Annotated in this window: 20 protein-coding genes and 2 pseudogenes; 12 read left to right on the top strand and 10 right to left on the bottom strand. The window is 68.2% G+C overall.

The annotated features are described in order from the left end of the window. Window position 1: 1 nt before the first annotated feature. Together ASE79_RS10390 and ASE79_RS10385 are read right to left on the bottom strand one after the other, a co-directional pair. Window positions 2-910 carry a flagellin gene (locus ASE79_RS10390; RefSeq protein ID WP_056415597.1) on the bottom strand — a complete coding sequence of 303 codons (909 nt, stop codon included), beginning with the start codon at window positions 908-910 and terminating at the stop codon, window positions 2-4. Between the two features lie 83 nt (window positions 911-993). Further along, window positions 994-2,056: pseudogene (locus ASE79_RS10385) on the bottom strand (flagellar hook protein FlgE). Here ASE79_RS10385 and ASE79_RS10380 point away from each other — a divergent pair. The 6 genes and pseudogenes from ASE79_RS10380 to ASE79_RS10355 form a co-directional block, all read left to right on the top strand. Continuing rightward, window positions 1,977-2,486 (top strand): annotated as a pseudogene (locus ASE79_RS10380) (flagellum-specific ATP synthase FliI); the annotation flags it as partial. The pseudogenes ASE79_RS10385 and ASE79_RS10380 sit on opposite strands and share 80 nt — an antisense overlap. Next, a complete protein-coding gene (locus tag ASE79_RS10375) occupies window positions 2,483-2,938 on the top strand; it encodes a hypothetical protein (protein WP_056415594.1) in 456 nt (151 codons plus the stop codon). The pseudogene ASE79_RS10380 and the gene ASE79_RS10375, both read left to right, overlap by 4 nt. After that, entirely contained in the window at window positions 2,935-3,888 is a 954-nt protein-coding gene (locus ASE79_RS10370; protein WP_056415591.1) for a hypothetical protein, read from the top strand. The genes ASE79_RS10375 and ASE79_RS10370 overlap by 4 nt, the downstream gene beginning before the upstream one ends. A 147-nt stretch (window positions 3,889-4,035) precedes the next feature. Next, a complete protein-coding gene (locus tag ASE79_RS10365; protein ID WP_056415589.1) occupies window positions 4,036-5,142 on the top strand; it encodes an RNA polymerase subunit sigma-70 in 1,107 nt (368 codons plus the stop codon). Window positions 5,143-5,311: 169 nt separating this feature from the next. Beyond that, window positions 5,312-5,827, top strand: coding sequence for a hypothetical protein (locus ASE79_RS10360; protein WP_056415587.1), 516 nt, complete (start codon window positions 5,312-5,314; stop codon window positions 5,825-5,827). Between the two features lie 68 nt (window positions 5,828-5,895). Further along, window positions 5,896-7,059, top strand: coding sequence for a helix-turn-helix domain-containing protein (locus ASE79_RS10355; RefSeq protein ID WP_235516852.1), 1,164 nt, complete (start codon window positions 5,896-5,898; stop codon window positions 7,057-7,059). Here the strand turns inward: ASE79_RS10355 and ASE79_RS10350 are convergent. Beyond that, window positions 7,056-7,469, bottom strand: a complete 414-nt coding sequence (locus ASE79_RS10350; RefSeq protein ID WP_056415584.1) for a MotE family protein — start codon at window positions 7,467-7,469, stop codon at window positions 7,056-7,058. The genes ASE79_RS10355 and ASE79_RS10350 overlap by 4 nt on opposite strands. Before the next feature lie 249 nt (window positions 7,470-7,718). Between ASE79_RS10350 and ASE79_RS10345 the strand changes: the two genes are divergently transcribed. Continuing rightward, entirely contained in the window at window positions 7,719-9,749 is a 2,031-nt protein-coding gene (locus ASE79_RS10345; RefSeq protein ID WP_082445222.1) for a putative bifunctional diguanylate cyclase/phosphodiesterase, read from the top strand. Window positions 9,750-9,791: 42 nt separating this feature from the next. On the opposite strand, the gene ASE79_RS10340 is transcribed toward ASE79_RS10345, so the two are convergent. Together ASE79_RS10340 and ASE79_RS10335 are read right to left on the bottom strand one after the other, a co-directional pair. Then, window positions 9,792-11,657: a hypothetical protein gene (locus ASE79_RS10340; RefSeq protein ID WP_235516851.1), complete on the bottom strand. Its 1,866-nt coding sequence runs from the start codon at window positions 11,655-11,657 to the stop codon at window positions 9,792-9,794. After that, window positions 11,654-11,887, bottom strand: coding sequence for a hypothetical protein (locus ASE79_RS10335; RefSeq protein ID WP_156359645.1), 234 nt, complete (start codon window positions 11,885-11,887; stop codon window positions 11,654-11,656). Before ASE79_RS10335 ends, ASE79_RS10340 begins: the two co-directional genes overlap by 4 nt. A 188-nt stretch (window positions 11,888-12,075) precedes the next feature. On the opposite strand from ASE79_RS10335, the gene ASE79_RS10330 reads away from it, so the two are divergent. The 3 genes from ASE79_RS10330 (at window position 12,076) to ASE79_RS10320 (ending at window position 13,589) form a co-directional block, all read left to right on the top strand. Continuing rightward, a complete protein-coding gene (locus tag ASE79_RS10330) occupies window positions 12,076-12,279 on the top strand; it encodes a hypothetical protein (protein ID WP_056415578.1) in 204 nt (67 codons plus the stop codon). A 92-nt stretch (window positions 12,280-12,371) separates the two neighbouring features. After that, window positions 12,372-12,758: a hypothetical protein gene (locus ASE79_RS10325; RefSeq protein WP_162237035.1), complete on the top strand. Its 387-nt coding sequence runs from the start codon at window positions 12,372-12,374 to the stop codon at window positions 12,756-12,758. 87 nt (window positions 12,759-12,845) lie between these two features. After that, window positions 12,846-13,589, top strand: a complete 744-nt coding sequence (locus ASE79_RS10320; protein WP_056415572.1) for a dienelactone hydrolase family protein — start codon at window positions 12,846-12,848, stop codon at window positions 13,587-13,589. A gap of 3 nt (window positions 13,590-13,592) precedes the next feature. On the opposite strand, the gene ASE79_RS10315 is transcribed toward ASE79_RS10320, so the two are convergent. From ASE79_RS10315 to ASE79_RS10295, 5 genes are all read right to left on the bottom strand, one after another. Further along, a complete protein-coding gene (locus tag ASE79_RS10315) occupies window positions 13,593-14,945 on the bottom strand; it encodes an MFS transporter (protein WP_235516850.1) in 1,353 nt (450 codons plus the stop codon). 78 nt (window positions 14,946-15,023) lie between these two features. Then, a complete protein-coding gene (locus tag ASE79_RS10310) occupies window positions 15,024-16,826 on the bottom strand; it encodes an alpha-amylase family glycosyl hydrolase (protein ID WP_056415569.1) in 1,803 nt (600 codons plus the stop codon). Between the two features lie 14 nt (window positions 16,827-16,840). After that, window positions 16,841-19,354 carry a TonB-dependent receptor domain-containing protein gene (locus tag ASE79_RS10305; protein WP_056415566.1) on the bottom strand — a complete coding sequence of 838 codons (2,514 nt, stop codon included), beginning with the start codon at window positions 19,352-19,354 and terminating at the stop codon, window positions 16,841-16,843. A gap of 98 nt (window positions 19,355-19,452) precedes the next feature. Then, on the bottom strand, window positions 19,453-20,436 hold the full coding sequence (locus ASE79_RS10300) for a LacI family DNA-binding transcriptional regulator (protein WP_056415563.1): 984 nt from the start codon (window positions 20,434-20,436) through the stop codon (window positions 19,453-19,455). A gap of 99 nt (window positions 20,437-20,535) precedes the next feature. After that, on the bottom strand, window positions 20,536-20,814 hold the full coding sequence (locus tag ASE79_RS10295; RefSeq protein WP_056415559.1) for a metal/formaldehyde-sensitive transcriptional repressor: 279 nt from the start codon (window positions 20,812-20,814) through the stop codon (window positions 20,536-20,538). 290 nt (window positions 20,815-21,104) lie between these two features. Between ASE79_RS10295 and ASE79_RS20965 the strand changes: the two genes are divergently transcribed. After that, window positions 21,105-21,245 (top strand): hypothetical protein, encoded by a 141-nt coding sequence (locus ASE79_RS20965; protein WP_156359644.1) that lies wholly within the window; start codon window positions 21,105-21,107, stop codon window positions 21,243-21,245. A gap of 75 nt (window positions 21,246-21,320) precedes the next feature. Beyond that, window positions 21,321-23,090: an ABC transporter permease gene (locus ASE79_RS10290; protein WP_056415556.1), complete on the top strand. Its 1,770-nt coding sequence runs from the start codon at window positions 21,321-21,323 to the stop codon at window positions 23,088-23,090. Window positions 23,091-23,095 lie beyond the last annotated feature (5 nt).

The raw sequence follows: 23,095 nt of genomic DNA, 5'->3' as shown, positions 1-23,095 counted from the left end.
GCTAGCGCAGATAGCTGGACAGGCTGAGCCCGGAGAGTTGCGCGAACACCGAATAGCTCGCCTGCAGCATCGTCTTTTGCTGCGCGAGGTCGATCGCCACCTGGCCCAGATCGGCATCCTCATTGTCCTGGATGATCCCCTGCAACAAGGTGCTGCGATCGCCCGCGCGCACCGACAGCGTCTCGGTCTGCGCCTGTTTGCGGCCATTCTCGGCATTGACGGTGCGCAGGCTCTCCAGTCCGGTATCGATCTGCCCCGCCGCGGTGGCCAGGATGCCGAGCTGCGCGGCGGTTGGCGGGTCGCCGATCGCGCCTGCGCCCGCCAGCGTCTGGAACGCCGCGTACAGCCCCGATCCGATATCGCTCGCGGTCACGCCATATTCGACGTCGAGCCCGTCCGCGGCGCGCACCGTCGCCTTCACCCCGTCATTGGCGAAGGCGGCGCTGGCGGGGACGCCGATCGTGCCGGCGAGCGTCTCGGGCACGAACGGCGCGCTGTCGCTCTGCGATCCGCCGAACAGCGATCCGCCGCCGTCGCTCGCGTTAAGCGCTGCACGGAACTGACCGAACGCCGCGGTGATGCTGTCGCTCAAACCCGCCGCGCGGCCGGTGCCGACCGCGGTCATCAGCTCCTGCTTCAGCGTACTCGCAGCGCTGTCGATGGTGGCCATGTGCGCATCGTTCAGCGACAGCGTGGTGGCGACGCGCGTCGCGACCGCGACATAGGCGTCCTGCTGCGCCATCAGCGAATGCGTCGACAGCGTGCGAACCGCCTCGGTGCCGAGCGAGGCATAGTCGGGCGCCTTCTTGCCCGTCGCCAGCTGCTGCTGCGTGGTGGCGAGCAGCTGTTGCGCGCGCTGGATCGCGACCGACATGCTGCGCTGGAGCGGGATCGTGGCGACGCGGGACATGGGCGTTTCCCCACCGGTTTTGCCCCGCGTGCGAGGCAGGGCCGGGTGGGCTGGAACGCCCACCCGATCGTCACACGATCCGATCACCGCTTGAGCGCGTTCATTTCCTGCAGCATCTCGTCGACCGTGGTGACGATCTTCGACGAGGCGCTGTAGGCGCGCTGGAAGCGGATCATGTTGGTGAATTCCTGCGCGAGATCGACCGTCGAGGCTTCGAGTGTCTTGGCCGAGATCATCCCGGCGCCAAGCGAACCCGGCGCGTTGATCGCGACGCCGCCGGAATCGTCCGAGACGGCATAGGCGTTGCCAGGCAGGCGGGTGAGCGCGTCGGGGTTCTGGAAGTTCGCGAGCGGCAGCTGATAGACCGCGCGCGTCGTGCCATCCTCGAACACCGCACTGACGATGCCAGCATCCGAGATCTTGACCGAGGCGACGCTGCCCAGCAGCCCGCCATCGACGGTCGACGAGATCAGCGACGAGGTACCGCCGAACTGGGTGAGCCCGTCGAGCCCGCCATTGGTGCCGAGCCCGATCGTGATCGGCCCGGTGCCCGCGCCGTTGGTCCAGGTCGGCGTGAGCGCTGCGAACATCCCCGGATCGGACGCTGCCAGATCGAGGCTGCCGTCGCCGTTGAACGCGACCGCGCCGCTCGCGAGCAAGCCGCCAGTGGCCGTCACGTCGGAGGCGGGCGTCGCGTAGATTTCGCCGACCCAGGCGTTGGGCCCGGTCTTGAGAAACGCCAGCGTCACGGTGTGCGTAGCCGCCCTGCGCGTCGAGCGGCCAGCCCTGCAGGAAATAGCCGCTGGCGTTCTTCAGATACCCGGTCTTGTCGGGCGTGAAGGACCCTGCGCGGGTATAGGCGACGTTCGCGTCCGCGTCCGGGCCGTCGCGGGTGACGAAGAAGCCCGCGCCGTCGATGCCGAGGTCGGTCGTGCTACCCGATGCGGTCAGAACGCCCTGTTTGGAGACGAGCGCGTGCGTGACCGCGGTGACTCCGCCCGCCGAATAGGTCGCCGCGCTCTTGCTGCCCGAAACCAGCGATCGGAACTGTGCGTCCGCGCTCTTGTATACCCCGACGGTGTTCGCCGAGCTTCCGCGGCTGCTCGAACGCGCGGGGCCGGGGCGGCCGGGGCAGGGGTCGATCACCGGGTTGTTCACCGTGCTGGTCGATGGCGACGATCATAACGAGCCCGTTGCCGACGCGGTCCGCGGCATCCTCGACGGGCATATCGTCATCACGCGGCGCATCGCCGAGCGCGGCCGCTACCCTGCGATCGACATCCTCAAATCGGTTTCGCGGACGTTGCCGCACGCGCTGACCGCGGATCAGAACGCGCTCCGGCTGGCCACGCGCGCGCTGCTGTCGACCTATGGCGACATGGAGGAGATCGTTCGTCTCGGCGCGTACAAGACCGGCGCCAATCCCGAGGTCGACGCTGCGATCCGCCTCGCGCCGCGGGTCGAGGCGTTGCTGATGCAGACCAAGCGCGATCGCGGCGACATTGCCGACAGCTTCGCGGCGCTCGGCAGAATATTGGAAGATTCCGAGGAAGCGGTCCTGGAGGATGCGGCATGATCACCCCCTATGACGCGGCGCTGCGGCTGCGGATGCGCGAGATGGACGATGTGCGCCTGTCGATCAGTGTCGAGGTCAACCAGATCATCGTCCTCGACCGGCACCGCGATACGATCGACCGGTCGGTGAAGCAGGAAATGTCGCTCGCCGGCAGCGATCCGCTGCTCTCCGCGCATGCCTTTGCCGGGCGGATGCGCGCGCAACGCGACGCGCTCGGCCGCGAACGCAGCGCGCGCGACGGCCGGCTCGCCGCGCTGCGCGCGCAGGCGGCGGAAGCCTATGGCGCGCTGCGCGCGATCGAGGGCGCGGCGCTGCGGCATCGCGAGGACGTCGCCCGCGCCGCGGCGATCGCCGAACAGAGCCAGATGGACGATTTCGCCGCGGCCGGCTTCGCGCGGTCGATCCAGGCCGCGCGTCGCTCGCGCGCCATTGGCAAGGAGCGGTACGGATGATCGTCTCGGCAGATCTGGCGCGGCTGGCGCCCAGCGAAAAGGCCGCGATGATCTATGCCGAGGCGCATGGCGACGTCGCAAACCGGCTGTGGCGCGCGGCGCTCGGCGGTGACATGGGGGACGCCGGCAACCGGCAGGCGAGCATTACCGGACCGCGCACGGCCGAGCCGGCCGGCTTCGACATCGATTCCTTAATGTCGCTACTGGTCCCCCGCAGCAGCGCGCCATCCGCCCCGCCTTCCGCTGTCGATGACAGCACGGCCGCGGCGGCGCCGTGCGTGGTCGGCGCGACCGAACCGGGCAGGCTTGGCGGTCTGGGACCCAATGGCCGGTTCGGCGGCGCACTGGAGGCGGCTGCGCGGCGGACCGGCATCCCCGCGGCCGCGCTCGCCGCGATCGTCGACGCCGAGGCCGCCAAGGGCTGCGACGGCAGCTGGAAGACCAATTCCCGCAATCCCCGGTCCAGCGCCGCAGGGCTCGGCCAGTTTCTCGGCGCGACCTGGCAGGGCGAGGCGGAACGCGCGGGCACATGGCTGCACGGTATCGCGATGGGGCAGGGGTGGCTGTCCAGCGACGGCCGTGTCCTTCCGGGTGCGCGCTCGGCGCTGCTGGCGCTGCGCTACGATGCCGCGACCGCGATCAACGCCACCGCGGATTATGCGCATCGCAGCGTGACGCTGCTCAAGAAGGCGGGGATCGCGATCGGCGAAGATATTACCACGGTCGCGCGCGCGGCGTATCTCGGCCACCATCTCGGCACGGCCGATGCGGTACGGTTCCTCAAGGGTGGCCTGGGCAGCGGCAGGGCCAAGCTCTTGCTGCACGCGCAGGTGGGCAGCGCGGCGGCCAGCCGGCGTATCGCCAGCGTCGGCGACGCCGCGAGCGCGCACCGGTCCTGGTTGCTCGACTATATCGACCGGCACGTCACGCCGACCCGATTCGCGGTCTGACCGCTCCGGCGGATAGTTCCAACAATATTGGATCTATAGGTAGTCCTACATATAGGACTGGTTAGAAACTTTTACGAAAAATACCCCAAAAGAGCGCAAGGGGCGAGCGACCGGATGTCGGACAGCCCCAGCATCTAGGGGATTTGTATGTCGAAGACCACGATCGCATTGGAGGCCGCCGTCGCCGCCGTTCTCGCCCAGCTGCCGAACACGGAGGGGCTGTCCGCCGCACGCCAGCGCGCGAATATCGACAAGGCGTTCACTGCGATCCTGAAGCTCATCGCGCCGCGCATCCGCCATTTCATCCGCCAATACGGGCTGGTTTCGCATTGGGAAGACGCGGAGCAGTGCTGCGCGATCGCGGTCCACCGCGCGCTCCAGGGCTATGATCCGGCCAAGACGCAATTCACCACCTTCGTGAACTGGCAGATTCGCGGCGAGCTGCAGAGCCTGCGCTTCCGCCTGATGACCGACCAGCGCCCCTCGGCGAAGAAGGTCGATGCGACGACGGTGTCGCTCCATGCGGTCACCTCGAGCGCCGATGGCGAGGAAGCGACGCTGGAATCGATCCTCGAGGACGAGGGCGCGCTGGCCCGGACCGAGTCGGCCGCGTCGGATTATCTCGCTCACGCCGCCACGCGCACGCTGGTCGACGCCTATGTCGAAGGCGAGCGTGCCGCGGCGATCGAGGTGTTGCGCAAGCGTCCCCGGCCGAAGCGGACCGCACGCCCCGAGCCGATCGATCACCGCACCGCGATGCTGCGTCGCCCGCGCACGCACGGACTCTGCCCGATCGAGCTCGCCAAGCTCGAGGAACGGCTCGTCCGCGACAAGCAGATCGTCGAACTGCGCGTGTTCGATGCCGGCGACCGCGATGCCGCTGCCGCCGAGACCGGGGTCACCAAGGAGCGCGTCCGCCAGATCACGAAGCGCGCCACGCGCTCACTCGCCGAACTGGCCGGCAGCGATCCCCGGTTTGCGATGATGGCCGAGTATCGCAAGCCCAAGCGCCCCGCTTCTGCCAAGCCGCTGTCGCCCGCGACCGCGACGCCGGTTGAGTTGCCCAGCGCGATCCTCCCTGCGTTGGGCCAGCTTCACAACACGCTCTCGCGCGTCGTCGCGATCGCGCCCGACCGGCAGGGGCTCGGCGGCACGCCGCGGAGCGCCGGCGATCCGGCCCTCCTGCCCGAGACGCTCTCGGTGGCGACCGCGACGCTCGCGGCCCAAGCGCCGGGCAACCGAACCCGCCACTGATGGCGATCGGGCCAAGGCGCGCAAGGCGAGGGGGATCCCGCGGTCGTCCCCCGAAACGCGGAGGATTTGCCCGCGCCGCCTGCGCCCGGCGCTATGATATGTGCATGGACTTCCTCCCTCACTTTCACCCGTGATGCCGGTTCGCGACCATAAACCCCCGACTTGGCCCGTGGAGCTGCCGGGCGAGACCGCAACGCTGGTCGACATGGCGCGTGCCATTGCCGCGCATGCAGGACCGGTATTGTCGTCGAGCGGTTCGACGCTGTTGACGTTGAGCGCGACGACGCCCCCCGGCGCGGACCCGGGCCGGATCGACCTCGCCTGCTGGGACGGGCGAACACCGGTATCGGCGCCCTGGCGTCCGCTGGCGATTAGGGGGGGCTCGGACACTCCGGCGCTGACTGCGCTCGAACAGTCGGGGCGACTGCTGCTGGCCGGGCTGCTGCCGCGCTGGCCGGCCAATGCCCGGCCGCCCTCGATCGGGATCGTCACCGATGGTCACGGCGTCGCGTTCTCGCCCGATCATCCATCGCCGGGCAGCGCCGGCTGGCTCGGCTGGCAGCTCGGTGGCGCCTGCGCGGTGACCACGCTGCTGCCGTTCGCGCCGACCAGCCGCTGGGCCCGCCTGACCGCGCCCGACGATCAGAATACGCTTAATGGACTATTATTGTTTAACCGCCATTGATCCTATATGGCGCGGGCATGCGGGGATAGCGGGCATGCGCATCACCGCCTGGCATCGCGAAGGATCGAATGGCTCGTACCCGCACCAACAAGACACCGATCATGCCGGACCAGGTCGCACCGCGCGCAGCGGCGGCGATCGTCCTGGATCCGTTTCGCGCCGTGATCTTTCCCAACCGGATCCGTGAACTGCGCCGCGCCAACGGCTTGCCGAAGCTGATGGCGCTGAGCGATCGCCTGCCCGACATCCCCTATATCCGCCTCTCAAAGATCGAGCGTGGCGAAGTGGTCGCGCGCGCAGACGAAGTGCGGACGATCGCCGCCGCGCTCGACACCACGCCGGCGGCGTTGCTGGTCGATGTCGAGGCGCCCGGTTTCGACATCGCGGTCTGGGCGCAACCGTTCCAGGACGGACGCCCCGTGGCAATCGACGAAGAGCGTGTCGCGGTCATGCTCGCTGCCGCGCTGCGGATGCTGCGCGGTAACGATCGCGCGCTGACGATCTCGGTGCTCGACACCGAATACGGTCTGCCGCCGGTGATCCTGTCGCGGTTGGAAAATGCGCACAAGACGCTCGATCGCTGGAATGCGGCGACCGTCGCGGCGCTGTGCCGCTTGTTCGACGTCGCCGACGAGGCGGCGTTGCGCAAGCATATTGACGGCCTCTACCGGCGCGGCGAACTCGATGGTCAGGTCGGACGCATCGTCGATCCGCAGATCCGTATCGCCCGCACACGCGAGCGCAACGCGGCGCTGATGCAGGAACTCGAATCCCCGCCCGAACGCCCCCGCAAGCGCACCAGCACCACCGCGGCGAAGGCGAAGCGGCCCGCGCGCCCCGCCGCTGCGGCCGGGACGGCAGCCGCCGTGCGCACGCTCCCGGTTTACGGCACGGCGTTGCCGGGCGGGCTGATCGCCGGAACCAGCGTCGACGCGGCGATCGACGCGCCGGGGCTCGCAGGACCGCGCGCGTTCGGTTTGCGCGTCTGCCGCGCGACGCTCGGTGCAGGGCTGCCTGCGAGTGCGACCGTCGTCGTCGATCCCGACCGCCCGCCCGTCGTCGGCGGCCTCGCCGCGATCCGCGTCGATGACGGCTATCGGCTGCTGACCGTCGCCTGCGATCGCTCGGGCGCGACGATGGGGTACAGCGTCACGCCCGATATCGCGGTCGCGCTCGACGATCTCGACCCGGCACAGGTCCACGCGATCATCGCGGCGATCTTCCCGACCTAACGCCCCGCCGTCTGCATCGCGGGGCCGGGGATAGGGGCCGCGACAGGAACGGCGGCGGCGGGCTTGGGGATCGGCGGCACGACCCGCCGCCTGGGCGTCTTGCGCGCCAGCGACATGCTCAGATCGGCCGCCCCCGCCGGGCTCATCGCCGCAAGGATCATCGCGGTCGATCGCTGGCGCATCCGCTGCGCGACCTGCATCTGCACGTCCATGTCGAGCTGTTCGAGCACCAAGGCGGCCCTGGCGGGCTTCATCGCCTGATAGATGCGCGCGAGATCGTCAAATTGCGCATTTTGCGCGGTGGTCTTGTCGCCCGGCGCGGCAGAGGCGGTGGCCGTGGCGGCGGCTGCCGCCTCCTGCTGGCGCGCGCGCGCATTGGCCTTGATCCGTTCCTCGGCCGCGCGCGCCACCTGTTCGCGCAGCCGACTATCCGTTCAAGGTTGGTGCGGTCCTGCAATTACATCCTGAATGCGCTGTCCGGATTCTCGAAGGGAATGGTGCACGACAGGCCCTGGGGGCATCGGGCGGATCTTCCTGCCCGGAAAGGAAAGACGCGGAGCAAGTCGCCAGGCGCTCCACGATCGACGAGGCGCCTCCGATCGGCGGCAAGCGCAGTACCGGCACACCCCGTCCAGAGACAGGGCAGACAGGAAAAACGAATGTTTCAGCGTTTCACGGCATTGCTGAATCTGGAGCCCGATCCGGGCATCGTCATCGCACAATATGGCGAGCTGCGCCGCCAGAATCCGATGCTGTACGCCCTGCTCATCATCAACACGCTCGCGGTATCCTATACGCACTATGCCTATGCGCCGGTCTGGCTGACGGTCGGGGCGGCGGGGGTGTTGGTTGGTTATTGCGTTGGGCGCTTGATCTTCTGGCTGATGTTTGCGGAGCGGGCGAGCACCATCACGGTCGAACGCGCGGAGAGCGCGCTGCGCGGGACGATGATCCTGGCGGCGTCGGCGGCGATGATCTTCCTGGGTTGGGCGGCGCTGCTCGACCAATATGGCGGACCGCTCGAGCGCGCGCATATCGCCGTATTCACCGCGGTCACGGTGATCGGCTGCATCTTCTGCCTGGTGTACGTCCCGCAGATCGCGTTGATGGTCAACGGCCTCGTGATGACGTCGGTGCTCGTCTATTACCTGTATATCGGCAACGCCGTCCTGATCGGGATCGCGCTGAACGTCGCGCTCGTCTCCGCGGTCATGATCCAGGTCCTGCTCAACAGCTTCGACGGATTTGCCACGCTGATCCGCTCGCAGGCGATCCTCGCCGCGCAACAGTTCGAGACCGAGCGGCTGGGGCTGGACAATGCCCGTCTCGCGCTGACCGACGCGCTGACCGGACTGCCCAACCGCCGCTTCTTCTTCTCCCGCCTCGACGACATCCTGCGCGAGCACACGGAAAGCGGCGAGCGGTTCGCGATCGGCGTGTTCGATCTGGACGGGTTCAAGCCGATCAACGACACCTATGGCCATATCGTCGGTGACCGGCTGCTCGTCGAGGTCGGGAGTCGGCTTGCGGACGTCGCGGATGACGACCTGATCGTCGCGCGGCTCGGCGGCGACGAGTTCGGACTGATCGTCCAGACCGACATCGACGACGTGCAGGCGACCGGGCAGCGGATATGCGAGCTCTTGTCGCAGCCCTTCTACATCAACGAGCAGCGCCTCACGATTGGTTGTTCGGGCGGGGTGGCGATCTTCCCCGATGCGGGCAAGACCGCGAACGCGCTGTTCGACCGATCCGACTACGCGCTCTACAACGTCAAATCGACGCGGCGCGGCGGCTGCGCCCTGTTCTCGGCGGAGCAGGAAATGCGGATCCGCTCCGATCGCGCGGTCGAGGCGGCGCTCCAGTCGGCCGATCTCCAGGCCGAACTCAATGTCGTGTTCCAGCCGCTGATGTGCATCGACACGATGACGATCCTGGGGGTCGAGGCGCTGGGGCGCTGGACGAGCCCGCTGGTCGGAGCGATCGCGCCCGAGCGGTTCATCGCGACCGCCGAGCGCATCGGCCTGATCAACCAGATCACGATCATGCTGTTCCGCAAGACGCTGACCAACCTCGCGGTGCTGCCCAAGACCATCGGGCTCTCGTTCAATCTCTCGGCGCACGACATCGTTTCGGCGAAGACCGTCGACCAGCTGATCGAGGCGATCGCGCAGCAGGGCGCCGATCCCGCCCGCATCACCTTCGAGTTGACCGAGACCGCGCTGATGCGCGATTTCGATTCGGCGATTGTCGCCATCGGTCGACTGCGCGCGCTGGGAATCCAGATCGCGCTCGACGATTTCGGTACCGGCTATTCGAGCCTGAGTTCGCTCCACCGCCTCCCGCTGGACAAGGTCAAGGTCGATCGGAGCTTCATCGCGCGACTGGACGATGACCCCGGCAGCAAGATCATGGGGGCCATTCTCGGCCTGTGCACCACGCTTCACCTCGCCTGCATCATCGAGGGCATCGAAACCGAGCAGCAGCTTGGCGAGGTCCGCCGCCTGGGATACTCGATCGCGCAGGGCTATCTGTTCGCGCGCGCGATGCCGATGACCGCGCTGCTGGCGTGGCTTGCGAGCGGCAGCGGCGGCGCGCTCTACGCGTGTGCGATCGAGCGCGCGGCACGCAGCGGTGCGGCGAGACCGGTGCCGCGGCTTGTTCGATCGGAGCGTAGCGCCGGCCAGTGACGCGGCGGCGGTCGGTCAGTCCCGACTGACGATCTTGGGGTGTCAGCCCTGACTGACGATCTCGGGCGCGGCATCGATCAGGTCCGCGATCCCCCCGGCCGGGCTGGCGGACGGGATCGCAGCCATTGCGGCGCTCAGTGCTGCCGGATCGACCGCCCCGACTTTGTCCGTCAGCGCCGAGAATGCCGCGGCGGTCGGCAGTCCGGTGAAGGCGCCGGCATAGCGCGCGCGCAACTGCGCCAGATCGCCCTCACGCCCCAGCATTGCCAGTGCAGTGGCATAGCGGAGCAGTCGCGCCTGCATCACCGAGTTCATTCGCGTGCCGCCCGTGAGCGAGGGGGGAGCATCGGCGGCTACCGTCTTCCAGTCGTGATGTTTCCACGCGATCTCGGCCCGGATCGTGGCCGCGTCGGGTACGGTCTGGAGCACCGCCATTGCCTCGGTCGTCCGGCCGAGCTGGTCGAGCGCGACCGCTTCGACACGGTGCCGGTCCCCCAGCATCTCGTCGGGATAGGCATAGGTGTCGGTATCGCGGATCGCCGACAGCGCGCGCGCGGGTTGCGCGGCGAGGATGAAGAGCGACGCGACGCGCGCCGACAGCGGCCCCTGCGCCAGATCGCGGGTGCGCACGCGCAGCTGGTGATCGAGCAGCTCGCCCGCGCGCTCGTACAACCCCGCCGCCTGCAACCGATCCGCCAACTGCGAGACCAGCAGGTCGCCCGCGGCGGCGGCGGGGGCCAGATCGCGATACTCCCAATAGAGCCCGGCGATCCGGTCGAGCGGCAACGGACTGTCCGGCGCCAGCAGTTGCGCGAGCGTCGCCTGAAGCTCGGTGATCAGCGCGGTCCGATCCGCGCCCCCGCTGAAGTAGCGGAACAGAGTCGCGCCGGCTTCGAGCGTCCCCGCCAGGTCGTGCGCGCGGCGGGCGGCGTCGATGCTCAGGCGAAGCGCGCGCACCTCGATATCGTCGCCGCGCCAGTCGAAGCGGATGCGGCGCAGCGTCGCCGTGTCCGCGCCGCTCAGGCCGCCCTTGCGCGCGGCGAGTTCGACCAGGCTGAGATCGGCATCGATCCGTTGGCCATAGTCGCCGCTCTCGCGCGCCCGTCCCAGCCGCAACCGCCCGCCGGGTTCGTCGCCCAGCGCGACGGTCGCACGGCCGCGCAACAGGTTTGCGGGGGGGTCCCGGTCGGGGAGTGTCTCCAGCAACTGTATCGTCATCGCGGGTTTGCCGAGATCGGCGGCGGCGCGCGCCGCGGCGAGCAGGAACGGCGCGCGGGTCGCCGCGGCTCGGGCGTTGAGCGCCGGCACCGCGCAATTGACCTGACCCAGCGCCGGCCCGGGCAGCCCGCCGCGCGCGAATGCCAGCATCCGCCACGCACATGCTTCCGGATTATCAGTCAGCGCATCGTTCGTCAGCGCGTCGATGGCGAGCGTCGCGCGATCGAGCATCGCCAAAGTCGTGCCAAGCGCAAGCCGGAACGCCGGCACCAGCATCAGGTCGGGTTCGTCCTGCCGCATGACGTCGAGCGCACCGATCGCCTCCTGCGCGCGGCCCTGCGCGATCTGCGCGTTCGCATAGGCCCATCGCGCCGCCTGCCGATTTGCCGGGCTCGCGACGATCAGGCCCTCCCAACCGGGGCGACCCGCGCTTTGCCAGCCCTGCGGCCTGGTCAGCAGCGGCAGTTCGGAAAGACGCGGCGCGAACGGCGGCAGCGCTGGTCTGGCAGCCGACTGCGGGGCGGCGTCGGATGCCGATCCGCCCGCGTTTGTGGCATCGGTTGCGGCAGCCGGCGTCTCGCCCGGAACTGGTGCTGGTGTTTTGGTACCCGTCGCAGAGCTCGGGGACGGAACAGGCGCCGAGGCCGATGCGAGCATCAGCGCGACGATCGACGCGAACCGCACGCTCACCGTCCCGCCAGCAGCCACGGCGTCAGTGCGACCCCCGCGGCCCCGGCGACGCACGCGAACAGGAACAGCCCGGACAGCAGCAGCGTACGCGACTGTACCGGCGCGGTGGCGGTGGGCGCGCCGGGATCACCAGTAGCTGCGGCGGTATCGTGCGCGCGGCGCTGGGGTGGCGCGCTCGATGCGTCGGGCGCGATCATCACGGTGCGGGCCGGTCTCTGGTCTCTGCTCATGGCGTTCCCGGGATTTGGTCGATCTCCTTCTTTATAGAGGAAGGGCGCGCGCGGGCTGGCCTGACCCGCGGCGCCGCACGCTGCCCGCTATCCGTAGAAGCACGTGGTTCTGCGCGTCGCTGGCGATCCGCACCGGCGAGCCGCTATAAGGCCTAAGATAGTCAACACCTTGAAAAAGGGCCTGTCGCATGACCGTTCTCTCCAACCATGCAGAGTCGCTTCGGGCGATCGAAGCGCAGCTCGCGATCTGCCTTGAACTGGCCGACGACCTCCAGGAGTTCGTCGTGGGTGCGCAGATCTGCAGCGCGCATCAGACGACGCTGACCCGGCTGAACGAGCTTGCGCGCGGCGCCCCGTCGATCAAGGCGGTCAGGACGTGCTGCAGCGAGTGACAGCGCGAGCCCTCCCGAAGACTCTATCGTCTATAATGGATAGGGCCGGCGACGAGATGCGGCCCGTTGCCGGAGTCCGTCCCATCGCCACCATGCCCCTGAAGCTGGTCCTGCTGTTGTCGCTGATCGCAGGGATCGCCGAACCCGCCGGAGCCAGTACCGAAACGGCGCACGAGCCGCCGCAGATCCTCGCCATGAAGCCGCTCGTCGTGCCGATCGTCTCGTCGGATCGCCTCGACGGCGCGCTGCGCGTGACGTTCGCGCTGACCGCCCCGAACGAAGCCGCGCTCGCGCGCCTGACGCAGAGGCTTCCCGAGCTTCGCGCGATCTCGGTCGGCGAAGCGATCGAATTCTCGCGGCTGCACGTCTCGACCCAGATGCCGGTGGACGCCGCGCGACTTCGGCACGCGTTGACGACGGCGTTGCACGACAGCGACGTCGCGTCCGTTCTGATCACCGAGGTTTCCGCGACGGCGTGACCCCGATCCGCGTAGCGACGCGCGGACAGGCCTGATACGGACGCGGCTCCAAAGCCCCTGATCGGGCATCTTCGTGGAGACGCGCACATGATCTTGCACAGCGATGAGACGCTCGATGTCGACGTCCCGCACGGCGGCGCGATGCACATCCACCTGTTCCGTCCCGCGGTCGAAGGACGCTTTCCGGGCATCCTGCTTTTTTCGGAGATCTATCAGGTCACCGCGCCGATCCGCCGGCTGGCGGCGATGATCGCGGGGAATGGCTATGTCGTCGCGGTGCCCGAGGTCTATCATGAGTATGAGCCCGCGGGCACGGTCCTCAACTACGACCAGGCCGGTACCGATCGCGGCAATGCGCTGAAGATCGCCAAGCCCGTCGCCGCCTATGATGCCGATGCGCAGGCCGGGCTGACCGCGTTGCTCGATCACCCCGCGTGCAACGGCAGGCTGGGGACGTTCGGCGTGTGCCTTGGCGGCCATCTGGCCTATCGCGCAGGCCTCGATCCGCGCGTGTCGGCCGCCGCCTGCTTCTACCCGACCGACATCCATTCGGGCACGCTCGGGGAAGGGCGGTCGGACGACAGCCTGGCGCGGATGGCCGAGCTCAAGGCCGAAACGCTGTTCGTCTGGGGGCGGCAGGATCCGCACGTTCCCTATGCCGGGCGCGCCGTGATCCGGACGCGGCTGGAGGAGATCGGCGCGTCGTATGAATGGCATGAGCTGAACGCGCAGCATGCGTTCCTGCGCGATGAGGGACCGCGTTACGATCCCGCGCTGTTCCTCCAGGCGATGGCGATGACGCTGGGGTTCTACCGCCGTACGCTGGGGTGAACCTCAGCGCGCGGCCTCGACGAGCGTCGTGCCCGACGCCGGCCGCATCGTGACGCGAACGGTTGCCACTGCGCCGAGGATCATGAGCGCGCCCGACAGGTACAGGATGTTGCGCGGCTCGCCGCCGAGCACCGAATGGTAGAAGAGCGGTACCGTCAGGCTCTCGATGATCATCGGGATGACGATGAACATGTTGAAGATGCCCATGTACACGCCGTTGCGCTCGGGCGGGATCATGTCGATCAGCATGATGTACGGGTTGCCCATCATGCTCGCCCAGCCAATGCCGATCCCCAGCATCGCCACGAACAGCCCCGCCTCGTCGCGGATGCCGGGGATCGCCAGCATCGCCACGCCTGACGCGAGCAGGCAGGCGGCATGCGCGCTCTTGGCGCCCCAGCGGCGTGCCAGCGGGACCAGCGCGATCGCCGCAACGAACGCGACGGCGTTGTAGAAGGCGCCGAGCTGGCCGACGGTCAGTACGGTATCGCGGAACGCGACGCTCTTGGCGTCCGACGTGCCGTGCAGCGACCGCGCGACCGCGAAGGTGATGAACTGCCAATAGGCGAACATCGCATACCATTGGCACAGCATCGCCAGCGCCAGCTGCCGCATCGGCCTGGGCATCTCGACCAAAGCGGTCCGCAGGTCGCGCAGCGTGCCGCCGAGCGTCAGCGGCTCCTTCGCCAGCCGCGCCTTCTCCTCCTCGGGCAAGGGCAGCTCGGGGACGCGCAGCACCGACCAGAGGATCGTCGCCAGCGACAGCACCGCGCCGATCAGGAACGCGATCCGCGTGATGTCGGGAATGCCGTTGCCATCGACCGCGTCCTTGTTGAACCCGATCCACACCAGCAGCGACGGCGCGAGATACGAAAGGGTCTGCGCGAGCCCGGTGAATGCCGATTGCGTCAGGAAGCCCGCGGCGCGCTGGTCGTCGGGCAGGCGATCGCCGACATAGGCGCGGTACGGCTCCATCGTCACGTTGTTGGCGGCATCGAGCACCCACAACAGGCTGGCCGCCACCCACAAGGTCGGGCTGTACGGCATGGCGAGCAGGCACAGGCTGCACAGCACTGCGCCGATCAGGAAATAGGGTGTGCGGCGGCCGATCCGCGTCGAGGTCCGGTCGCTCATCGCGCCGATCAGCGGCTGGATCAGCAGCCCGGTCATCGGCCCGGCGAGCCACAGCAACGGCAGGCTCGCCTCGTCCGCGCCGAGATAGCCATAGATCGGCGCCATGTTCGCCTGCTGCAGGCCGAACGAGAATTGCAGCCCGAGGAAGCCGAGGTTCATCTCGATCAGCCGCATCAGCGACAGCCGTGGCTTGGTCAGGAGGCCGAGGTTCGTCATCGTCATGCCTTCTCTACCATTCCGATACGACGCTTTTGCCGTTCCCCTGCCTGCGCGGGAGAACAGGCTCGGTTCGATACGTCATCACCCAGCCGGACCTGCCCAGACGACGCCCCAGGGTTCGATCGGGAGCGTTTCGCCGCAAATGCGACCCGAGACCCGATCGCGCAATCCGTCGAGCCCGTCGACCGGCACCGACGCGTCGGAGAAGTTCAGGAACACGCGGTCTCTGCCGCAACCGATGCCGAGCAGGGCAGGGACGCCCGTCGCGATCGCCACGGGCGAGCCGGCACCGCCGCTGGCAATCCGTGCGGCGCGCAACGTGGCTAGGTCGCCGCTGATCCGTCGCGCGGCGGGGCCATCGAGCGCTGCCCAGTCCATGTCGGGGCGGTGCAGCCAGCGGCCTTCGTGCGCGCGCTCGGGATCGTCCAGATAACTGGTGTCGTTCAGCAGCCCGGCTTCGTCGCCCATATAGGTTGTAGCCAGGCCACCGCTCGCGATCGACAGCGCGTTGAGGAGTGTGATGCGGCGGAACGCCATCTCGCGTGACTCGTCGTCCGTCGCGGCTTCGAGACCGGCGAGCGAGGCCATCGTCCCGTTCGAGCCGTGCAGCACCGATCCGTCGGACTGGAACGGCGCGCCGCGCGCCCAGCTGCCGTCGCCGCCTTCGAGGAAGCGCGCCGCCGTTTTCAGCCGTGCGACCGGATCCGGATCGATCCCCGCGAGATCGCCGATCACCGCGCCCCAGCCGATATCGTCGTGGCAGCGCGCATAGCTCAGCCAGTTGGCGCCGCGCGGCAACCCGCCGCTCGCCTCGACGATCGCATGCGGCAGCGTGGCGGACTGTTCGGCAAGCGCGACCCAGCCCGCGACCATCAGCGAATTATTGTAGACGAGATGGCATTCGGGTTCGAACCCGCCATCCCAGTCCGCGCCCTCGTCCGCGCCGAAATAGGGGGGGACGAGCGCGGTCGGCACGATCGCCTCTGCCTTGAGCAGCGTGGCCGGCGCGACGATGTCGAGCGCGGCGCGGAGCGCCCGGACGATGAAATGCGCCTCTGGCCGGTTGCGGCAATCGGTGCCCAGCTGTTTCCACAGGAAGGCGATCGAATCGAGCCGGAACGCCTCGAACCCGTGATTGGCCAGCCGCAGCATCGTATCGACGATCGCGAGCATGACCTCCGGGTTCGACCAGTTCAGGTCCCACTGGAATGGATAGAAGGTCGTCCAGACCTGCCCGCCCATCGCAGGAACCGCGGTGAAATTGCCCGGCGCGGTCGTCGGGAACACCTCGGGGAGGGCGGCCTCATAGGCCTGCGCCTCGTCCTCGCCGAGCACGTGGTAAAAGGCGCGGTAATGCGCATCGCCCGCCTGCGCGGCCTTCGCCCAGGGGTGATCGTCCGCGGTGTGATTGAGCGCGAGATCGACGCACAGGCTGATCCGCCCCGCGCGGAGCCGTGCCGCCAGCCGCTCGACATCGGCCATCGTCCCGAGCCGCGGCTCGATCGCTAGATAATCGGCGACCGCGAAGCCGCCATCGCTGTCGCCCGCGCGCGCCTTGAGCAGCGCGAGCAGGTGGAGATACCGGACGCCGAGCGATTCCAGATGATCGACCCGCTCGGTCAGCCCGTCGACCGTCCCCGCAAACCGATCGACATAGGTCGAATAGCCCAGCATGTCGGGCGCGACGAACCAGTCGGGGTCGGCCAGCCGCGCGGTATCGAGCGCGACCAGCGCGTCCGGGCGTTCGGCCGCCCGGTCGCGCAGGATCCGTTCCATCCGCGGCCAGAGCGCCGCCAGCCGGTCCGCCCCGTACAGCCGTTCGAGCTGGCGTTTCAGGCGGGGGGCCAGCGCCTCCAGGCGGCGCTCGGTCGAGGATGGCGTCATGGTCACCGGTCCGATCAGAAGCCGACGCGGACTGCGGCAGAGATCGTCCGGCCGGTGATCGAGCGTGCGCGGACGATGCCGTTGCTCGGGATGTTGCCCTCTTCGGCCTCGGTGATGCCCTTCACGTCGAACAGGTTGTTGCCGTTGACCGACAGCGTGACATTGTCCGCCGGGCGCACCGACACGAACGCGTTGACCTGCGTATAGCCGGGCATCTTGAGCCCGTTATTGTCCTGCGCGAAGCTGTCGGTCGTACCGATCACGTTCGCACCGACGGTCAGCCGGCCGACATCGACCTGTGGGGTCGCCTGGAAGATGAACTTGGCCTGGCGACGCGGGCGGTTGCCCTCGACCGCGGGGTTGAGCACGTCCTTGGTGATCTCGGCATCGGTATAGGTGCCGCCGGCCGACAGCGAGAACGGCCCGCGTGCGATCCGACCCTCGAGCTCGACGCCCTTGGCTTCATATTCGCGGTTGAAGAAACGCTGCGTCGTCGCCTCGAAATTCTGCTCCTCGGTACGCGCCCAGAACCCGGTGGCGTAGAGCGAGAGGCCGTTCTGGCGATATTTGAACCCGCCTTCGAGCTGGCGGACGAAATCGACCGCTGCACCCTGGTCTGTCAGGCCGCCGGTCCGCGTGTTGATCGACGGGCCGAACAACAGGCGATCGGCGTTGGCGCGGCCGCCGCGGCTGTAGCGCGCGAACACCGCGGTGGTGTCGGTCAGGCGGTAGTTCGCGCCGCCCGAATAGGACAGATAGTCGTAATTATAGTTCAGCGGCGACCGGACGTTCGGGATCACCGCGACCTGGCGCTCGGGGGCCGAGATCACGCCGTCGCCGTTGATGTCGAACGTCGTGATGGCGCTACCGAAGCCCGCGCCCAGATCCGAACCCGCGACGCTGCCGCGTGCGCGACCGAAATCATAGCGCAGCGAACCGTCGATGTTGAACCGGCCGATCTCCAGCCCGAGCTGCGCGAACGGCGCATAGGTCGTGTAGTCGAGATCGTACGACCGGCGGCAGCAATTGCCGAAGAAGCTCGCCGAATAGCCCGTGACGCCGTTCTGCGTGACCGGCACGCCGGCAGCGGTGCGGACGTTGACCAGCTCGGACCGGCCATTGTCGGCGACGGTCTGCACGAACGAGGTCCACAGCCAGTCGCTCTTGATGTCCTGACGCGAGGCGTAGAAGCCGCCGGTGATCGACAGCGATCCGGTACCCACCGGCACCGAGCCGTTGAGGCGGATGTCGTTGGTGATGTTGTTCAGGCTCTTCAGGTCGACGTCGAACAATACGACGTTGGCGAGCAGGCCGTTGCCGTTGAGCGATGCGGGGTTGGCGATCCGCTGGCCCGCCTGCGATCCGCTGGCGTAGAACAGCTGTGCGCCCGCGCCGCCGATGCCGTTGGCGATCGACTGCGCCGACCCGACGGCGGCGGGGAAGGGCGCGGTGAAGCCGCCCGAAATGTCCGAATAGCGGAACCGCTCGACCACGTTCCAGCCGTCCGCGACCGGGATCTGCGTCTCCAGCCCGGCCGAATAGACCACCGGATGCTGGCCGTCGGCGATCGAGCGCGTGACGAGCTTGTTGTCGCCGTCGAGCGTCTGCACGGTGCGGATGTTGCCGCTGTGCAGCGTGCCGTTGTTGATCGAGAAATTGGTGATGTTGCGATAGGTCGGGTCGCTGTCGGAGCCGGTGACCTGCACCGGGTTGGGCAGATAGCCGATCGCGCGGTCGTCGAGATACTTGCCGTACAGCCGGACATAGCCGCCGTCGCCGAACGACTTGGTGATGTTCGCCTTGAACTGGCCACCCTTCACGCCGTCATAGCCGACCTGACGCTGACCGTCGCCGATCCGGTAGAAGCCGCCGAAATGATAGGTCAGCGAGTCGGACAGCTTGCCGCCCTGGTCGAAATCGACGCGGAACTCGCGGTAGTCGAGCCCGCTCGACAGCTGGAACGCGCCGCCTTCCTGCTCGCCCGTCTTCGACAGGAAGTTGATCACGCCGCCCGGCGAGTTCGACGCGAAGGTCGAGGCCGACCCGCCGCGCACCGACTCGACCGTCCGCACGTTGAAGTCGGCGCGCAGGAAGATGTCGGCGTTGCCGAAGGTGATGTCGCCGAATTCGAGGATCGGCAGGCCGTCTTCCTGCAACTGCAGGAACTTCGAGCCGCCCGACGCGACCGGCAGGCCGCGCACCGAGATGTTCGCGTTGCCGTCGCCGCCCGAGGCCTCGACGCGGATGCCCGGCAGGTTGCGCAGCAGCTCGCCCGAGGTGCGTGGTGCGAGCTGGATCAGCGCATCCGACGTGATCGAGCTGGTCGTGATCGAGGTGTTCAGCCGGTTCGTGCCGCGCGCGACCGCGGTGACGACGATGTCGTCCTGCGGGACGTCGGCGGCCGGGGCGGCGGGTGCGGCGGCGGGGTCTGCCTGCGGATCGGCCGCCTGTGCGGAGGCGACGCCGGCAAATGCCGTGGCGAACGAAGCGGCGGCGATGCCGGCCAGCAAAACGTGACGTACTTTCATGCGATCCTCCCTGCGGGGCGGCTTTCTATGAAGCCCAGAATCGCGTCCTACTATTTTCGCAATCGATTGCAACAATTTTTCACAATCGATTGCGAAATTCAGCCGGATTGTCGCGCAATGAGCACAGGGGGGACGATCGCGGACTGGGCGGGCTCGCCGGCGATCCGTTTCAGCAGCCGGTCGACCATCAGTTCGGCACCGATCGCAAGGTCCTGGCGAACCGTCGTGAGCGAGGGCGAGGTATGCGCGGCGAGCGTCACATCGTCATAGCCGACGACCGCGGTGGTGCCGGGAATGTCGATCCCCGCCTCGGCCAGCGCGCGCAGGACGCTCATCGCCGCCACGTCCGACGCGGCGAAGATCGCGTCCGGAACGGTGCCGCCGGCCAGATGCGCGGCCATCGCGGCATGAACCGCTTCGGGCATCATAGGCGTTGTCAGCACGTCATGCGGCAGCCCCGCGTCGCGCGCCGCCGCGGCGAAGCCTGCGAGCCGATCCGCGAACTCGGGCGGGGCAGGGTCGCCGACGAACAGCAGGCGCTGGCGGCCTTGCGCGATCAGATGCTCCGCTGCGAGCCGGCCGCCCGCGACATTGTCCGATCCGATCGTCAGGTGATGCTGGTCGGGGCGATGCGCGCCCCACACGACCAGCGGGGCATAGCGTTGCGCCACGCGCTCGATCACCGCGAACTGGTCCGACTGGCCGACCAGCAGCAGCCCGTCGATCCGGCCGCTGTCGACCACGCGCTCGAGCCAGTCGTCGGCATCGGGAATGACCCGCGACAACAAGATGTCATAACCGCGCTCGACCAGCAGATCGGCGAGGAAGCCGAGCAGCGTCAGGAAGAACGGATCGGTCAGATGCTGCGTCCGGGCGTGACCCAAAGGCAAAACCAGGCCGATCGCGCCCGTGCTCTTCAGGCGCAGGTTGCGCGCCAGCTGGTTGGGCCGGACGTCATGCTCGCGCGCCAGCGAGCGTATCCGTTCGCGCGTTTGCGCATTGACGGACGAATGCCCCGCGAGCGCGCGCGATACCGTCGCGGTCGAAACGCCGGCAAGTGCGGCCAGATCGGCGAGTTTCATGGCTCTCGAAATCCTCGACGATGCCGGTGGGATGTCTGCCCTACAATTTGCGCCCCCGGGCTGCAAATATGCGGCAGCAGCGGGAGTGCGGCGCTGCGATCAGGTCAGATAGGCGTGGACGATCTCGACCAGCTCTTCGGCCGCGACGGTGCGCGGATCGTCGCGGGAGGTGTCGGGATCGATCATGTGCTCGCGGATGTGATCCTCGATCACCTCGGCGATGAAGCCGTCGAGCGCGCCGCGGCACGAGGTCGCCTGCTGCAGGACGCGCGCGCATTCGCGATCCTCCTCGATCGCGCGCTCGAGCGCTTCTATCTGTCCTTTCAGCCGCTTGAGCCTGTTGAGCAGCTTCTTTTTCTCTTTTTCGACATGGCTCATGGCCGACGCACTGCACCCCCTTGATCTATAGCCCCCTAGGGTATAGCGGGCCCTCGTCGAGCCGCCAAGGGCGGTCGGCGGGTGTCGCGATTCCCGGCACCGGCATTGAACAGGACGCGCATGAAACCCCGATCTACCCCCTTGTCCGGCGATGGCGACAGTAGCGGCTTTGCCCTGCTGACGATCGCCGCTGGACGTCCCGGGTCCGGGTACGCCGTTCAGGGATCGCAGGCGCGGTCCGGCTGAGCGTCTGTCCCGGACTCGTCACACGAGCCCGGAAGAGACGCCTGATGACCACCACGAGTTTCCGCGCGATCCAGCATGATCGCGCCATCCACGCCGCAATCGCCGCCGCACCGCTATATCGAGGCCGTATCCTGCGAGGGCTGGCGGTGAGCGGCTGCCGCTCGGTGACCGAGCCCACGGCATGACGCACGCGTGTCACGCGGCGACGTTACCGCACCGCAGCTTCGGAGAAGGACGGCGTGGTGACTGACAGGGTTGCGATGGGGTCGCAGGCGTCCGGTTCGCAGGCGGCCGGTGCGCAGGCGGGGGGCCGGGTGCGGTCGTTCTCGCGCATCCTGCGCGTGACGCAGCCCAACCGGGCCGATGTCATCGCGCTCGTGCTGCTGATCGGGATCGCTGCGCTGCTGGTGCGCGGCGCGGAGGGCGTCGCCGAGCCCTTGTCGCGGCTGCGCGTCGAGCCCGTTACGCTCGATCCGCGCTACCTGCCCTATTACGCGCTGCGCACGGTGATCCGCATGTTCGCCGCGCTCGCGGCGAGCCTGGTCTTCACGCTGGTCGTCGCCACCCTCGCGGCGCGCAGCCGGCGTGCGGGCCAGATCATCGTTCCGATGCTCGACATCCTGCAATCGGTGCCGATCCTCGGCTTCCTGACCTTTACCGTCACCTTCTTCATGGGGCTGTTCCCTGGCCAGATCCTGGGCGTCGAACTGGCGGCGGTCTTCGCGATCTTCACCAGCCAGGCGTGGAACATGGCGTTCAGCTTCTACCAGTCGCTGCGCTCGGTGCCCTCCGATCTGGACGAGGTGACTCGCGGCTTCGCGCTGTCGCCGGTGCGCCGCTTCCTGCGGCTGGACCTGCCGTTCGCGACTCCGTCGCTGGTGTGGAACGCGATGATGTCGATGTCGGGGGGCTGGTTCTTCGTCGTCGCATCGGAGGCGATCACGGTCGGCAACACCACGGTGACGCTACCCGGCGTCGGATCCTGGCTGGCGCTCGCCATCGCGCGCAAGGATTTCGGCGCGATCGGGCTGGCGGTGGTGGCGATGGGGATCGTGATCCTGCTGTACGACCAGCTGGTCTTCCGGCCGGTCGTCGCATGGGCGGACCGGTTCCGGTTCGAGCAGACCGCCAGCACCGAACGGCCGCGATCCTGGGCCTATGACCTGTTCCGCCGGACCCGCCTGTTACCGGTGCTGTTCGCGCCCGTTACCGCGCTCGGCCGGCTGCTGCTCACACTCGATCGCGGCGGCGCCCGCCCGCGCGAGCGCCGCGTTCGCGAGCCCGGCATCGTGCTGGAGCGGCTGTGGCAGGCGACGATCCTGGTCGCGGTGCTGGCCGCGCTCTGGCTGGCGGGGCGCTATGTCTTCTCGACGCTGCGGGTGAGCGATGCGGTTGCGGTGTTCGGGCTTGCCTGCATCACGATGCTGCGCGTCGTCGTGCTGATCGCGCTCGCCAGCCTCGTCTGGGTGCCGATCGGCGTCTGGATCGGCCTGAACCCGAAATGGGCGGAGCGGCTGCAACCCGTCGCGCAGTTCCTTGCGGCCTTTCCCGCCAACGTCCTGTTCCCGTTCGCAGTGATCGCGATCGTGCACTGGCGGCTCTCGCCCGACATCTGGCTGTCGCCGCTGATGATCCTGGGGACGCAGTGGTACATCCTGTTCAACGTCATCGCCGGCGCGAGCGCGATCCCGACCGATCTGCGCGAGGCGGCTGGCATGTTCGGCGTGCGCGGCTGGCAATGGTGGCGGCAGGTCGCGCTGCCGGGCGTTTTTCCCTATTACGTCACCGGCGCGCTGACCGCGTCGGGCGGATCGTGGAACGCCAGCATCGTCGCCGAAGCGGTGTCCTGGGGAACGCAACGGGTCGAGGCGCACGGTCTCGGCACGTTCATCGCCAAGGCGACCGAAGCCGGCGACTATCCACGCGTCGCGCTCGGCATCGCGGTGATGTCGATGTTCGTGATCGCGTTCAACCGGCTCGTCTGGCGTCCGATGTACGCCTTTGCCGAGCGCCGCCTCCGGCTCGCCTGATGTCG

Source organism: Sphingomonas sp. Leaf28 (assembly GCF_001421685.1).
GTDB classification, from domain to species: Bacteria; Pseudomonadota; Alphaproteobacteria; order Sphingomonadales; family Sphingomonadaceae; genus Sphingomonas; species Sphingomonas aurantiaca.
This window is presented reverse-complemented; position numbering and strand designations above follow the sequence as displayed.